Here is a 12,506-nt window from a genome sequence, read left to right as displayed (position 1 = left end):
AACGAACGGGATGGCAAGCAGCGTCATCATCATCAGCAGCTTGAAGTCATTGACGTAAGAGATCATCATCGCTTGGATATTGACCATGCCATCCATCTGGGAAAGCGCCGTCGGATCGCCGCTCGCTGCTGCCGGCGACGCCGCCCAGAGGTTGGGATTGAACGGATTGATGTAGGCCGAGAGTTCGGCGTGATTGATCTGCGTGTTGCGCACCAGCAGAACCGTCACCACCGAGACGCCGATCGAGGAGCCGAGATTGCGCACCAGGCTGAACAGCGCCGTGGCATCGGTGCGGTAGCGCGCATCGAGCGTGGCGAAAGCCACGGTCGACAGCGGCACGAACACCATGCCCATTCCCAAGCCCTGGATGACGCCGGAACTGAGGATCAGCCAGTTGTCCATCTGCGGCGAGAAGCTGGACATGGTGTGGAGCGACTGCGCGGTCAAAAGGAAGCCGATGACGACCAGGATCCTGGCATCGATCCTGTGCATGATGCGGCCGACCAGGAGCATCGCAACCATCGTGCCGATGCCGCGGGGACCTATGACGACACCGATGGTCATGGTCGGATAGCCGAAGATGGTCGCCAGCATTGGCGGCAGCAGCGACATGCTCGCAAGGATGAGCACGCCCATGACGAAGATGAATGCCAGCCCGGTCACGAAATTGCGGTCGAGGAATATCTTCGGGTCGATGAAGGGGTGCTCCGCCGTCACCGTGTGAATGATGAACACCCAGAAGCCGGTCAGCGAAAGACCGAGCTCGATCCAGATCTCGACCGAGGAAAACCAGTCGACCTCGCCGCCGCGATCCAGCATCAGCTGCAGCGCGCCGACGCCGAGCGAGAGCATGGCGAAGCCGAAGAAATCGAAGCTGCGTATCCGCCTTGCAACGGCCGGCAAGTAGGCGGCCATGCCGAGGAAGGCGATGATGCCGACCGGCAGGTTGATGAAGAACACCCAGCGCCAGTTGAAATTCTCGGTCAGCCAGCCACCGAGCGTCGGGCCCAGGATCGGCCCCAGCATGATGCCGGCGCCCCAGATGGCCATGGCCTGGCCGTGGCGCTCCTTCGGGTTGATGTCGAGCAGGAAGGTCTGTGACAGCGGCACGATTGCCGCGCCGAACACGCCCTGCATCAACCGGAAGAGCACCATGGTCTCCAGGCTCCAGGCGATGCCGCACAGCATGGAGAATATGGTGAAGCCGACCACCGACGTCAGGAACAGCTCCTTGCGGCCAAAGCGGTCGGCCAGCCAGCCGGTCACCGGCGTCATGATTGCCGCGGCAACGATGTAGGAGGTCAGCACCCAGTTGATGTTGTCGGGGGACGCGCCAAGATCGCCGGTCATGGTCGGCAGCGCGACGTTGGCGATCGTGGTGTCGAGCGCCTGCATGATCGTCGCCAGCATGAGCGCAACGGTGATCAGGCCGCGGTGCGGCACTTCGCGAAAGGGTTCTGGCGTGCTCATGATGTGGAACTTCCGGCAGGTAACAAAAAAATGTACACTAGAGCGACGTGCGTCCATTTGGACGCACAAAGTACGCTCTAGTACTTTGAGTCAGCGCATCGTGCTTCCGAAATCGATTCCGATTTTCGGGCCGATGCGCGAGGTTTCCGGGCGGCGCGGCCTTCCGTATGGAGAGACCCTCATCGCGGTGGGACGCGACTATCGATGTGGGGGTTACATCGACCGAGCGTCTCGATAAAACGGCGCCTGCCGCCCGGAAACCTGAGGACCGAAACGGGTCTGCGTCGCGTTGTTCAGGCTTCGCTCAGGCCGCAACGCAGCCCGATCCAAACCCTAACCCCTGGTGCATCTCCCGTCGGACCAATCCTGTCAGCTGCGTTCCTCTCCGTGCGCGGCCTGCATTCTACTTGTTGCGTCTCAGACCTCATCGTCCAATGGAACGAGGCGGTCTATTGTGCCTCACTCGCCGTGGCGTGGCCGAAGATGCTGGGAAGCCCGCGGGAAACGCCGGTGTCCACCGTGACGGTCGCGCTCATGCCGGTGCGCAGCGCCATCTTGGCGTCGGCATCGGCCAGTTCCAGGCGCACCGGAATGCGCTGGGTGACTTTGACCCAATTGCCGGTGGCGTTCTGGGCGGGCAACAGCGAGAACTCGGCTCCCGTGCCGGCGCCGATCGCCTTGACGGTGGCCTCGAACGTCTTGCCCGGATAGGTGTCGACCACGATTTCGGCCTTCTGGCCCGGCTTCATGTGGGTGAGCTGCGTTTCCTTGAAATTGGCATCGATCCAGGTGTCGCCGGTCTCGACCAGCGAAAACAGCGGCGTGCCAGAGCCGACATACTGGCCGACCTTGAACGAGGCAGCCTGGCTGACGATGCCGTCAGCCGGCGCCCTGACAGTGGTCTGCGCCAAATCGTAGGCAGCCTTGTCGCGCGCGGCGAGCGCCGCCATCACGGTCGGATGCTTATCGGTCTCGATATCGGGATTGCCGCCAAGGCCCGCCTTGGCGCTGAGGATGCCCTGCTCGGCCACGGCCAGTTGCTGCTTGGCTTTGTCGAGATCGTTCCTGGCCTCGTCGAGCGAGGACTTGGCATTGATGCCCTTGCGGGCAAGGTCGGCGGCTCGGTCGTATTGCGACTGCGCGTAGTCGACCTGGCTGGCATCGGACTTCTCCTGCGCCAGCGCCTGGCTGTAGGCCGCACGCAGCTGCTCGACATTGAGGCGCGCGCCGGCCACCGCCGCGTCGGCCTGGGCCAATGCGATCCGGTAGGGCTCGGGATCGATGGCGAACAGCACGTCGCCCTGCTTGACGGACTGGTTGTCGAAAATATCGACCTGAACGATGCGACCCGCCGTATCGGCGGCTATCGAGACCTTGGCCTGCTGCAGATTGGCGTTTTCGGTTTCCTGGTAGCGGCCGCCGGTCACCCAGACGTAGCTGCCGCCGGCGATCAGTGCCACGGGGAGCGCAAACATCAATAGGAAGCGGCCGACACGGCGCTTCTTCTTCGGCACCACCGGCGCCGGTGCTAGCTGCGGAGCGACCGCCACCGGAGCTGCCGCCGGCTGCGCCGGAGCTTCCACCTCCAGCTTGGTTGCATTCTCATCTACCTTGGCTACCGCGTTCATGCTGCTGCGCCTTCTGCACCTTTGACTTTTTCGCCGGACGCCGTCTCGCCGTCCGCCAGGTTCTTGGCCATTGCCTCCAGACCCTTGATCAGGATGCGGCGATCTTCGAGCGACACGCCGGTAAGCGATTCCTCATAGACTTCGCCAGCAAGGCTCTTGATCTCTGCGTAGGCCTCGCTCGCTTTGGCGGTCGGGAAGATCATGCGGACGCGGCGGTCGGTGGCGTCGGAACGGCGCTCGATCCAGCCGCTCTCCTCCATGCGGTCGACCAGGCGCGACACGCTGATCGGCTCGATCTCGAGAAGCTCGGCGAGCCGCGCTTGCGTGATGCCTTCTTCCTTGGCGACGCGGACCATAAGCCGCCATTGCGCCGAGGAAAGGCCGAGCCCGCTGGCCTTCGCCTCGAAGCGCTTGCGCATCAGGCGCTGCACGTCGTGGATCAAAAAGCCCAATCTATCGATGCCGTCGGAAACCATGAGCGGCATATATTATAAGCGTGCTTACTATTCAAGATGCGGCATTATGCCAGAAGCCGGCAAGTGTGGATGGCAGTCACATCAGGAACGATTGCGAATGAGCATCGTGACCACGAAAAAAGCGCCGACCGAGCTGGTGATGATGCCGATCGGCAGTTCCTGCGGCGGCAGCAGCGTGCGGGCGAGAAGGTCGCTTGCCAGCAACAGCACCGCTCCAAAGAGGGCGCAGCTTGCAATCAGGCGCAGGTGCAACGGGCCGGCCAGGGGCCGGGACAGATGCGGGATCATCAGACCGACGAAACCTATGACGCCTGCCACCGAGACGAGGATCGCCGTCGAGAAAGCAGCGACGAGAAATGTCGTCCTGCGCATCCGCGCAACCGGCACGCCGAGGCTTTCGGCGGCGTTTTCGCCGGCCAGGAAAGCGTCGAGCCGACGGTGGTTCCAAAGTCCGAACACAAGGATGGTGCCTGCGCCCAGAGCAGACAGTCCGACATTGTCCCACCGCGCCAGCCCGAGCCCGCCCATCGTCCAGAACAGCACCGAGTGGGCGGCGCGCTGGTCACCGGCAAAGACGAGATAGTTGGTCAAGGCGGTGAACATGAACGATACGGCAAGCCCGGCCAATATCAGCCGTTCGGGGCCTTGCCCCCTCACCCGCGAAACCAGCAACAGCACGATGCCGGCGGCCAAAATGCCGCCGGTGAAGGCAGCGACCGGCAACGTCCAGATGCCGAAATGGTCGCCAAAAATGGTGATAACGGAAACCGCGCCGGCCGCGGCACCGGACGACAGGCCGAACAGGAACGGATCGGCGAGGTCGTTGCGCGTTACCGTCTGCAGCAGCGCGCCGATGACGCCCAGCCCGGCGCCGACACAGATGGCCATGATCGTGCGCGGCAGCCTGAGATCGACAACGATTTTGCCGACCGGACCGGGCACGATGTCTCCGTCCAGTCCGGCCGCATGTCCGAGCGCGGCAACCACGTCGCTCAACGCTATGACCGTCGATCCATAGGCGATCGACAGCAGTGCAAGAGTGGCAATCGCCACTGCTCCTGCTATCATTGCCAATTCGAACGCCCTGCGGCGCAAGCTCAGAAAGCTTCCGGGTGCATCGCCCTGGCGATCTTGCCGATCGCCTCGATGTTGGCTGGCCCGGGCGTCAGCTCGGCATAGCGCAGCGCGACGAAGCGCTCATTCCTGACCGCGTCGGTTTCCTTCATCGCCGGATGAACTTTGAGGAAATCGAGCAGTTTCCTGTAGCCGCCACCGTCCTGGTAATCGAGCAGGATCAGGAACTGCGGATTGCGGGAGGCGACCGTTTCCCAATCCGTATTGCCCCAGCTCGTCTGCATGTCGGCCATGATGTTGTCACCGCCGGCAGCGGCGATCATGGCGCTGGGGATCGCGAACTTGCCTGATGTGAAGGGTTTGTCTTCGCCGGAGTCGTAAAGAAATACGCGCGTTCCCTTGTGGTCGCCAACCTTCGCCGTGATATCGGCGAGTTGCGCTTTCCAGTCCGAAACAAGTTTTTTCGCCTCGGCTTCCTTGTCGAAAATCCTGCCCAGCTTTTCGATGTCGTCGTAGAGCAGGTCCATCGAGGCGGCGGGGCGGTTGTTGTCGAGATGGACGCAGCTTTCCGTCAGCACCAGCGTCTTGATGCCGTGCGGCGCCAGCGTATCGGGCGTCACCTCGCCGCCCGGCTTCATGCCGTAATACCAGCCGGCGAAGAAGAAATCGGGCTCGACCGCGACGAGGTTTTCAAGTGTCGGATATTTCGGCGCGAGTTCCGGGATCGAGCCCTGCTCGGCCTTGAATTCCGGACCGACCTTGTACCATCCGGTGATGCCGGTCAGGCCGACGATCGACGGTTGCAGCCCCAGCGCGAAGGCCATCTCGGCCATGTTCAGATCCTGGATGACGGCGCGCTTCGGCGCGGTGTCGAACGTCAGCGGCGTGCCGCAGCTGTCAACTGTTACCGGGAAAGCAAAGGCGGTCACCGGGAAAGCGAAGGCGGTCTGGGCAAACAGGAGGGAGGCGAAAGACAATGCGAGGCGTTTCACGAATATTGCTCCTTGGTCAAATCGGAATGTGAAGAGGCACGGTTCGGAACGTCGAATACCGTGAGTTCGCGGTCTTCGGTGGGATGGCGCAGCCGAAGCACGTCGACGCCGAAAATCTGGCGGATCAACTGCTTGGTCAGCGCCTCGCGCGGACCGGCAAACGCCTGCAGGCGGGCCTCGTTCATCACCGCGACCCTGGTGGCAAATGGCGTGACCAGCGACAGATCATGAAGCACCGCCACGACGGTCATGCCAAACTGCGACACGAGTTCGAGAAGCTCGCTGCGGGCGCGCGGATCGAGATGATTGGTCGGTTCATCGAGGAACAGGATTTTTGGCTCCTGGGCAACGGCGCGTGCCAGCTGGGCGCGTTGCCGCTCACCACCGGACAGCGAGCCGATCGTGCGGCCGAGCAGCGGCAGCAGACCGGTTCTGCGAAGCGCTTCGACGGCGATGTCGCGTTGCTCGCTCCTCCGTCGCAAGCCGGCATGCGGGACGCGGCCAAGCTCGACGTAGTCGATCACGGCAAGCCGCGGATCAGGCTGATCGGTCTGGCCGACGACAGCCATGTGCAGCGCCCGCTCGGCGGCCGAAAACGTCTCCAGCCGGCGTCCGGAAAATCTCACATCTCCCGCGCTTGGCCGCAGGGTGCCACATAGCATGCGCAACAGCGTCGTCTTGCCGGCGCCGTTGGGACCGATGATTGCGAGGCGATCGCCCGCCGCCACCGAAAGGCTGACCGCGCTGACCAGGCATTGGCCATTCGCCGTCGCGCTCAGCTCACGCGCTTCAAGAAGAGGCTGGGAGGCGTCCAACTTACCGTCACTTTCTCAATGGCGACGGAAGGAAGCTGGACGGACCGGCCGACAAGACCGATGCCCACGTCTCCTCCCGGCACACCCCGTCCGGTCAACTCATGCTGATGGCAGGTCTCCTGGCTCGCGGGTCTTTGCGCCATCCTGCCTTCCCAGCCTTGCCGGCCAGTGGCATTTCGGATTTTGCTAACCGCTTACAGTTGCGGGGGCAGCCACGGCCTCGATCCGAAGATCTCACCGTGTTCCCTTTTCACCCCTTGCCTTTCGACTCGGGGACCATCAGTCAGCCACCCTAGGTTTCCGCCGACCGCAGCGCAATAAATTTCCGGGGATACGGAAAACCGCGAGAGCAAAGGTCTTATCAGGAGGGCCATATGAGTCTAGTTATGTAATAACGTTACTCTTAAAAGACGCCGCTTGCTGCTGTCAAGCTCTTTCGCCCGTAGCCTTCGAGTTGCCGACCACATCGCTGTCGATTTGCGCAGTGCGCAATTTCGATCAAACTGCCTCCACCAGGAAGCGGCAACATGACTTTGCCAAATGCGAAGACTGGGCCAAATGCGAAGACTGGGCCAACTGCGAGGAGCCATATGAATCCGACCGAGAAAGCGCTGTGGTTCGTCGAAAGCCATCTGCCGGAATCCGTCTCGCTCGACGATGTCGCCAAGAGCAGCGGGGTGTCGCGCTTTCACGTGACGCGGGCTTTCGGTGCGGCGACCGGCCGTTCGGTGATGGGCTACATGCGTTCTCGCCGGCTGACCGAAGCGGCGCGCAAGCTCGCCGCCGGCGCACCCGACATCCTCTCGCTCGCGCTCGACACCGGCTATGCTTCGCATGAGGCCTTCACCCGTGCCTTCCGCGACCAATTCGGCACCACGCCGGAACTGGTGCGCGCGCAAGGCTCGCTCGACAATCTCGCTCTCGTGGAGCCGATCCTGATGGACCAGTCCTTCCTCACCAATCTCGAGCCGCCGCGCTTTGAGACCAGCCGGCCGTTTCTCATCGCTGGTCTCGGCGAACGCTACAGCTGCGAGACCAGCGCCGGCATCCCGATGCTGTGGCAGCGGTTTGGCCCCTATATCGGCAACATTCCAGGCGAGATCGGCGACGTCGCCTATGGCGTCTGCGTCAACGGCGACGACGCCGGCAATTTCGACTACATCGCCGGCGTCGAGGTGTCCGATTTTTCGGACCTGCCGAGGGAGTTTTCGCGCGTGCGCGTGCCGGCGCAGAAATACGCCGTGTTCGCCCATCGTGACCACATCTCGACCATCCGCCGCACGGTCAACACGATCTGGAACAAATGGCTGCCGGCCTCCGGGCACGAGATCGCCGATGCGCCCGAATTCGAGCGCTACGGCCCCGAATTCGATCCGCGCAGCGGCAATGGCGGGCTTGAAATCTGGATACCGGTGAAGGGGTGAAGCGCGGCCAGCCAAGGGCAATTGCTTCAGACAAATGATGCTTCCAGCTTGTGTTGGAGATCATTGTCGAGGCGCGCTCCGCCCGGTTTTTGCCTTCTCCCCTTGTGGGAGAAGGTGTCGCCGAAGGCGACGGATGAGGGGTGCTCCAGCCTGGCGCCGATGGCGTTCCGTCCAGCACCCCTCAACCGTCCTCGGCGCTGCGCGCCGATCCACCTTCTCCCACAAGGGGAGAAGGGAAAGACGTTACAGCTCCAGGTTCCAGTTCTGGCCGACCAGATCCTTGCCGAAGGCGTGGTGGCGCTCCTCGTCGGCCAGCTTGAATCCTGATGCCTCGTAGATGCGGCGCGCTGAGGTGAGCACGTCGTTGGTCCACAGTGTCAGCGTCTTGTATCCCTTCGCACGGGCAAAGCCGATGCATTCCTCGACCAGTCGCTTGCCGATTCCGAGACCGCGCGCCGAGGGTTCGACATAGAGCAGGCGCAGCTTCGCCACCGCGTCCGAATTGCGCACGACGAAGACCGAGCCAACGACGTCCCCGTCCCGCTCGGCGATCCAGCTGCGCTCCCATTTCGGATCGAAGGATTTGACGAAGGCGCCAAGGATTTCGGCGACCAGCGCCTCATAGGTTTCGTCCCAGCCATACTCCTGCGCGTAGAGCAGGCCCTGGCGATGGATGATCCAGCCGATGTCGCCGACCTGCAAAGGCCGCAGCATGTAGGGAATTTTGGGCTCCGTACATTCGCCCAGCAGCCGCTGCACCGTCTGCATCGCCTTGACCAGCCTGTCCTGTTCCGGAGCGGAAAGCCGGTCGAGCAAGGCCGCGACCTGATCGTGCGAACCCTGGTTCAGCGGCGCGAAGGCCGTCCTTCCCGCCGGCGTCAGCGCGATCGACGAGCGCCGCGCATCGGCTTCAGTCGCTGCGCGCTCCACCAGGCCGCGCTCCTCGAACTTTTTCAACAACCGGCTGAGATAGCCGGGGTCGAGGCCGAGATCGCGCGCAAGATCGGTGGCGGTCAGCCCGTCGCGATGCGCCAGCTCATAGAGCACCCGAGCCTCGGTCAGCGAGAAGGCGCTTTCCAGCAGGCCTTCGTCGAGCAGGCCGATCTGGCGGGTGTAGAAGCGGTTGAAGCCCCGCACCGCATCGATCCGCTCCTTGCCGGGTTGATGATGAATCGTCATGGCATCCTCCTGCCCGCACACGATCAATCATTTATTTGACTTAGTCAAGTATCCAGGCATCAGACTCGCCGGATCAGATCCTCGAAGCCGTTTGCGAGATGAGAGGCTCCGGCCGAGAACATCTTCACGAGGTTTTTTGGGCGGCCGGGGGTCTTGTTGGCATCCAGCAGCACCGCCCTGCCCTCATGTATGACGAAATCGAACTTGCCGTAGTCAAAACCGAGTTCGCGTCGCAGCTGGCGCATTTCCTGGGGAACAGGCACGGGCTCACGACGGATCGTCTCGGACGCCTTGACCAGGGCGTTTGGCGAGACGTAGCGGGTGCAACGTTCGCTCTCTCCGCAAAACACCCAGAACCGCGCCGCGAAACCATCGGGTTCTTTCTCCGGAATGAACTTGTCCACGACCAGATCGTCGCGTTCGAAGACGCCATCCGGAACATCGCCGAGAGATCCGTAGACCTCATAGGGCTGCAGGACTGGCATGTCCGGAAAAGGCGGTGGTTTCCTCGCGCGCCGCGCTCGCCGATTGAGGAACCTCTCCGGAATGCCCTGATTGTTGAGATTGCTTTTGACGATGACCGGGCCTGGCCAGGCGTCTCCCTCGTTCACCAACGCTCCGCTGATCCGTCGTTTGGATATGTCGGCCGTCCCGACATTGAGGCAGAATGGGAAACTCCGTGCATAGTCGAGATAGTCTGCGGGCGTTATCGTCGCATCGACATGCAGAACCGCGACGTCGGCGCTGTGTGTCTTCGACAGACCTTGCTGAATCCGGACCGAATGGCCGCGCCTTTTCAATTCTCCCAGAACGTCGAAAAGCAAATAGGGACTGCCCCTGCGCAGCAGGATATCGCGCTTGCCAAGGAACTGATCGTGCTCATGCGTTATGACGACGATACGCGCCACGGCTACCCCCCTTGGCTTCCATACCCACTTCCATTAAGCGGCTATGAGCAGTTGACGCCAGCCTTTTTAGGTCCGACGGGCACACATGACCAATCATTGGGACAGTTATCACCGTCACTGGATGCTCCTGGAGGCGCCGCTCCGGCCAACTCCGGAGACAGTTGGCATTGTCGAGCGCGAGCTTGATCTGGACGAGGCCGATGTTCTCCTGCTGGGCGTTACCCCGGAACTGGCCGGCCTCGGCAAGACGATGCTGGCCGTCGACGGATCCGCCGCCATGGTTTCGGGCGTATGGCCGGGCGACAGCGCCTGCCGCAAGGCAACGACCGGGAACTGGCTGGACCTTCCGCTCGGCCGCGCCAGCGTCGGCGCGGTCATAGGCGACGGTTGTCTGACGGTCGTCGATTCCGCACGCGCTCGCCGCGCCCTCCTGGGCGAGGTTGCCAGAGTGCTGAAGCCCGGCAGCCGCGCGGCGATCCGCGTTTTCGCCGGCCCTGAGACGTTCGAGGATTTGCAGGACATCAAGGCCCAAGCCTTGGCCGGCGGAATTGAGAATTTCCATGCGCTCAAATGGCGGATCGCTATGGCGAGTACGACCAGCGATTCCGATCGCGCCATAAATGTGCAGGTGATCCGCGACGCTTTTGACGAGATATTCCCGGACCGCGCCGCCCTTGCCGCGCGGACGGGGTGGAGCATGGCCTCCATCGGCACCATCGACGTCTATGCGGGTTCCCAAACGACTTATTGCTTCGCGACGCTTGCCATGCTCGTCGACCAGGCGAACGACTGGTTCGACGAAGTGCGCGTCGTGCCGAGCGGATCCTATCCGCTGGCGGAACGATGCCCGCTTCTGGTGCTTGGTTCTCCGAGGCGCCAATAGTTCGTCGCCGGGCGTCGATCGGCTCACTCGGCGCCTTGACTCTCGCAAGCCACCGGCTTATCTCACCGCCACGTTAGCACTCGCCATTGGTGAGTGCTAACCAGGTCCGGCGCCGCCGGACGGAGGAACTGTTCTCACCATTCTCATCGAGGAATAAAAAATGGCAAAGTCGAAGTTCCGCCCGCTTCATGACCGCGTGGTCGTACGCCGGGTTGAATCCGAATCCAAGACTGCCGGCGGGATCATCATCCCCGATACGGCGAAGGAAAAGCCGCAGGAAGGCGAGATCATCGCCGTTGGTTCCGGCGCCCGTGACGAAGCCGGCAAGCTCGTCCCGCTGGACGTCAAGGCCGGCGACCGCATCCTGTTCGGCAAGTGGTCGGGCACCGAAGTCAAGCTCAATGGCGAAGACCTTCTGATCATGAAGGAATCCGACATCATGGGCATCATCGGCTGAATATCGGCCTCACCGTCACTTAAATCTTCGGGCTCAATTCAAGCCCCTGCCAGGAGCTAAAAATGGCTGCCAAAGACGTAAAATTTTCCCGTGATGCCCGTGAGCGCATGCTGCGCGGCGTCAACATCCTCGCCGACGCAGTGAAGGTCACGCTCGGCCCCAAGGGCCGCAACGTCGTCATCGACAAGTCGTTCGGCGCACCGCGCATCACCAAGGACGGCGTCACCGTCGCCAAGGAAATCGAGCTTGAAGACAAGTTCGAGAACATGGGCGCGCAGATGGTCCGCGAAGTTGCTTCGAAGACCAACGACATCGCCGGCGACGGCACCACGACCGCGACCGTTCTGGCGCAGTCGATCGTCCAGGAAGGCCACAAGGCGGTTGCCGCCGGCATGAACCCGATGGACCTGAAGCGCGGCATCGACCTCGCCGTTGCCGACGTCGTCGCGACGCTGATCAAGAACGCCAAGAAGATCAAGACCTCGGAAGAAGTTGCTCAGGTCGGCACCATCGCCGGCAATGGCGATGCTTCGGTTGGCTCGATGATCGCCGAAGCGATGCAGAAGGTCGGCAATGAGGGCGTCATCACGGTCGAGGAAGCCAAGACCGCCGAGACCGAACTCGAAGTCGTCGAAGGCATGCAGTTCGACCGCGGCTATCTCTCGCCCTACTTCGTAACCAACGCCGACAAGATGGTCGCGGACCTGGAAGACGCTTACATCCTTCTCCACGAGAAGAAGCTCTCCAACCTGCAGGCCATGCTGCCGATCCTCGAGGCTGTCGTGCAGACCTCGAAGCCGCTGGTCATCATCTCGGAAGACGTCGAAGGCGAGGCTCTGGCCACGCTCGTCGTCAACAAGCTGCGTGGCGGCCTGAAGATCGCCGCCGTCAAGGCGCCGGGCTTCGGTGATCGCCGCAAGGCCATGCTGGAAGACATCGCCATCCTCACCGGTGGCCAGGTCATTTCCGAAGACCTCGGCATCAAGCTTGAGAATGTCGGCCTCAACATGCTCGGCCGCGCCAAGAAGGTGTCGATCTCCAAGGAGAACACCACCATCGTCGACGGTGCCGGCAAGAAGGCCGAGATCCAGGGCCGCGTCGCCCAGATCAAGCAGCAGATCGAGGAGACCACCTCGGACTACGACAAGGAGAAGCTGCAGGAACGTCTCGCCAAGCTGGCGGGCGGCGTTGCCGTGATCC

At 62.3% G+C, this 12,506-nt stretch carries 12 protein-coding genes and 1 riboswitch; of the genes, 4 read left to right on the top strand and 8 right to left on the bottom strand.

All coding sequences use genetic code 11. The features are described from left to right. The 6 genes from EOB36_RS30455 to EOB36_RS30430 all read right to left on the bottom strand — a co-directional run. Positions 1 to 1,470 (bottom strand): DHA2 family efflux MFS transporter permease subunit (locus EOB36_RS30455; RefSeq protein WP_128286331.1); only part of this gene is annotated, 1,470 nt, incomplete at its 3' end. Positions 1,471 to 1,919: 449 nt separating this feature from the next. Beyond that, on the bottom strand, positions 1,920 to 3,098 hold the full coding sequence (locus tag EOB36_RS30450; RefSeq protein WP_126107046.1) for an HlyD family secretion protein: 1,179 nt from the start codon (positions 3,096 to 3,098) through the stop codon (positions 1,920 to 1,922). Continuing rightward, on the bottom strand, positions 3,095 to 3,574 hold the full coding sequence (locus EOB36_RS30445; RefSeq protein WP_095485822.1) for a MarR family transcriptional regulator: 480 nt from the start codon (positions 3,572 to 3,574) through the stop codon (positions 3,095 to 3,097). Before EOB36_RS30445 ends, EOB36_RS30450 begins: the two co-directional genes overlap by 4 nt. A gap of 81 nt (positions 3,575 to 3,655) precedes the next feature. Continuing rightward, on the bottom strand, positions 3,656 to 4,642 hold the full coding sequence (locus EOB36_RS30440) for an iron ABC transporter permease (RefSeq protein WP_128286333.1): 987 nt from the start codon (positions 4,640 to 4,642) through the stop codon (positions 3,656 to 3,658). Between the two features lie 29 nt (positions 4,643 to 4,671). Beyond that, positions 4,672 to 5,607 (bottom strand): ABC transporter substrate-binding protein, encoded by a 936-nt coding sequence (locus EOB36_RS30435; protein WP_128286332.1) that lies wholly within the window; start codon positions 5,605 to 5,607, stop codon positions 4,672 to 4,674. A gap of 29 nt (positions 5,608 to 5,636) precedes the next feature. Then, positions 5,637 to 6,455 carry an ABC transporter ATP-binding protein gene (locus EOB36_RS30430; RefSeq protein ID WP_095485606.1) on the bottom strand — a complete coding sequence of 273 codons (819 nt, stop codon included), beginning with the start codon at positions 6,453 to 6,455 and terminating at the stop codon, positions 5,637 to 5,639. A gap of 91 nt (positions 6,456 to 6,546) precedes the next feature. Continuing rightward, positions 6,547 to 6,751, bottom strand: a riboswitch (cobalamin riboswitch). Between the two features lie 294 nt (positions 6,752 to 7,045). On the opposite strand from EOB36_RS30430, the gene EOB36_RS30425 reads away from it, so the two are divergent. Next, positions 7,046 to 7,879, top strand: a complete 834-nt coding sequence (locus tag EOB36_RS30425; RefSeq protein ID WP_095485605.1) for an AraC family transcriptional regulator — start codon at positions 7,046 to 7,048, stop codon at positions 7,877 to 7,879. Between the two features lie 243 nt (positions 7,880 to 8,122). Here the strand turns inward: EOB36_RS30425 and EOB36_RS30420 are convergent, their stop codons facing one another. Then, positions 8,123 to 9,058, bottom strand: coding sequence for a helix-turn-helix domain-containing GNAT family N-acetyltransferase (locus tag EOB36_RS30420; RefSeq protein WP_095485604.1), 936 nt, complete (start codon positions 9,056 to 9,058; stop codon positions 8,123 to 8,125). 59 nt (positions 9,059 to 9,117) lie between these two features. Next, positions 9,118 to 9,966 (bottom strand): hypothetical protein, encoded by an 849-nt coding sequence (locus EOB36_RS30415; protein WP_128286330.1) that lies wholly within the window; start codon positions 9,964 to 9,966, stop codon positions 9,118 to 9,120. An 85-nt stretch (positions 9,967 to 10,051) separates the two neighbouring features. Between EOB36_RS30415 and EOB36_RS30410 the strand changes: the two genes are divergently transcribed. The 3 genes from EOB36_RS30410 to groL form a co-directional block, all read left to right on the top strand. Continuing rightward, the gene (locus tag EOB36_RS30410) at positions 10,052 to 10,849 is read left to right on the top strand and encodes a methyltransferase domain-containing protein (RefSeq protein WP_095485603.1); all 798 of its coding nucleotides are present in this window, start codon (positions 10,052 to 10,054) and stop codon (positions 10,847 to 10,849) included. Positions 10,850 to 11,009: 160 nt separating this feature from the next. Next, positions 11,010 to 11,306 (top strand): co-chaperone GroES, encoded by a 297-nt coding sequence (gene groES, locus EOB36_RS30405; RefSeq protein ID WP_006203049.1) that lies wholly within the window; start codon positions 11,010 to 11,012, stop codon positions 11,304 to 11,306. A gap of 62 nt (positions 11,307 to 11,368) precedes the next feature. Next, positions 11,369 to 12,506: chaperonin GroEL (gene groL / locus EOB36_RS30400; RefSeq protein ID WP_128286329.1), on the top strand; the 1,138-nt coding region annotated here is incomplete at its 3' end.

Origin of the sequence: Mesorhizobium sp. M6A.T.Cr.TU.017.01.1.1 (assembly GCF_004023115.1) — a bacterium.
In the GTDB taxonomy this organism is placed as follows: Bacteria; Pseudomonadota; Alphaproteobacteria; order Rhizobiales; family Rhizobiaceae; genus Mesorhizobium; species Mesorhizobium mediterraneum.
Note: the sequence above shows the minus strand (reverse complement) of the source record. Positions and strands in the feature narration are given on the sequence as shown.

Bases quoted from the DNA above. Each gene is read 5' to 3' on its own strand.
- EOB36_RS30450 (WP_126107046.1), bottom strand. From the start codon at position 3,098: ATGAACGCGGTAGCCAAGGTAGATGAGAATGCAACCAAGCTGGAGGTG.
- EOB36_RS30445 (WP_095485822.1), bottom strand. From the start codon at position 3,574: ATGGTTTCCGACGGCATCGATAGATTGGGCTTTTTGATCCACGACGTG.
- EOB36_RS30440 (WP_128286333.1), bottom strand. From the start codon at position 4,642: ATGATAGCAGGAGCAGTGGCGATTGCCACTCTTGCACTGCTGTCGATC.
- EOB36_RS30425 (WP_095485605.1), top strand. From the start codon at position 7,046: ATGAATCCGACCGAGAAAGCGCTGTGGTTCGTCGAAAGCCATCTGCCG.
- EOB36_RS30420 (WP_095485604.1), bottom strand. From the start codon at position 9,058: ATGACGATTCATCATCAACCCGGCAAGGAGCGGATCGATGCGGTGCGG.
- EOB36_RS30410 (WP_095485603.1), top strand. From the start codon at position 10,052: ATGACCAATCATTGGGACAGTTATCACCGTCACTGGATGCTCCTGGAG.
- groES (WP_006203049.1), top strand. From the start codon at position 11,010: ATGGCAAAGTCGAAGTTCCGCCCGCTTCATGACCGCGTGGTCGTACGC.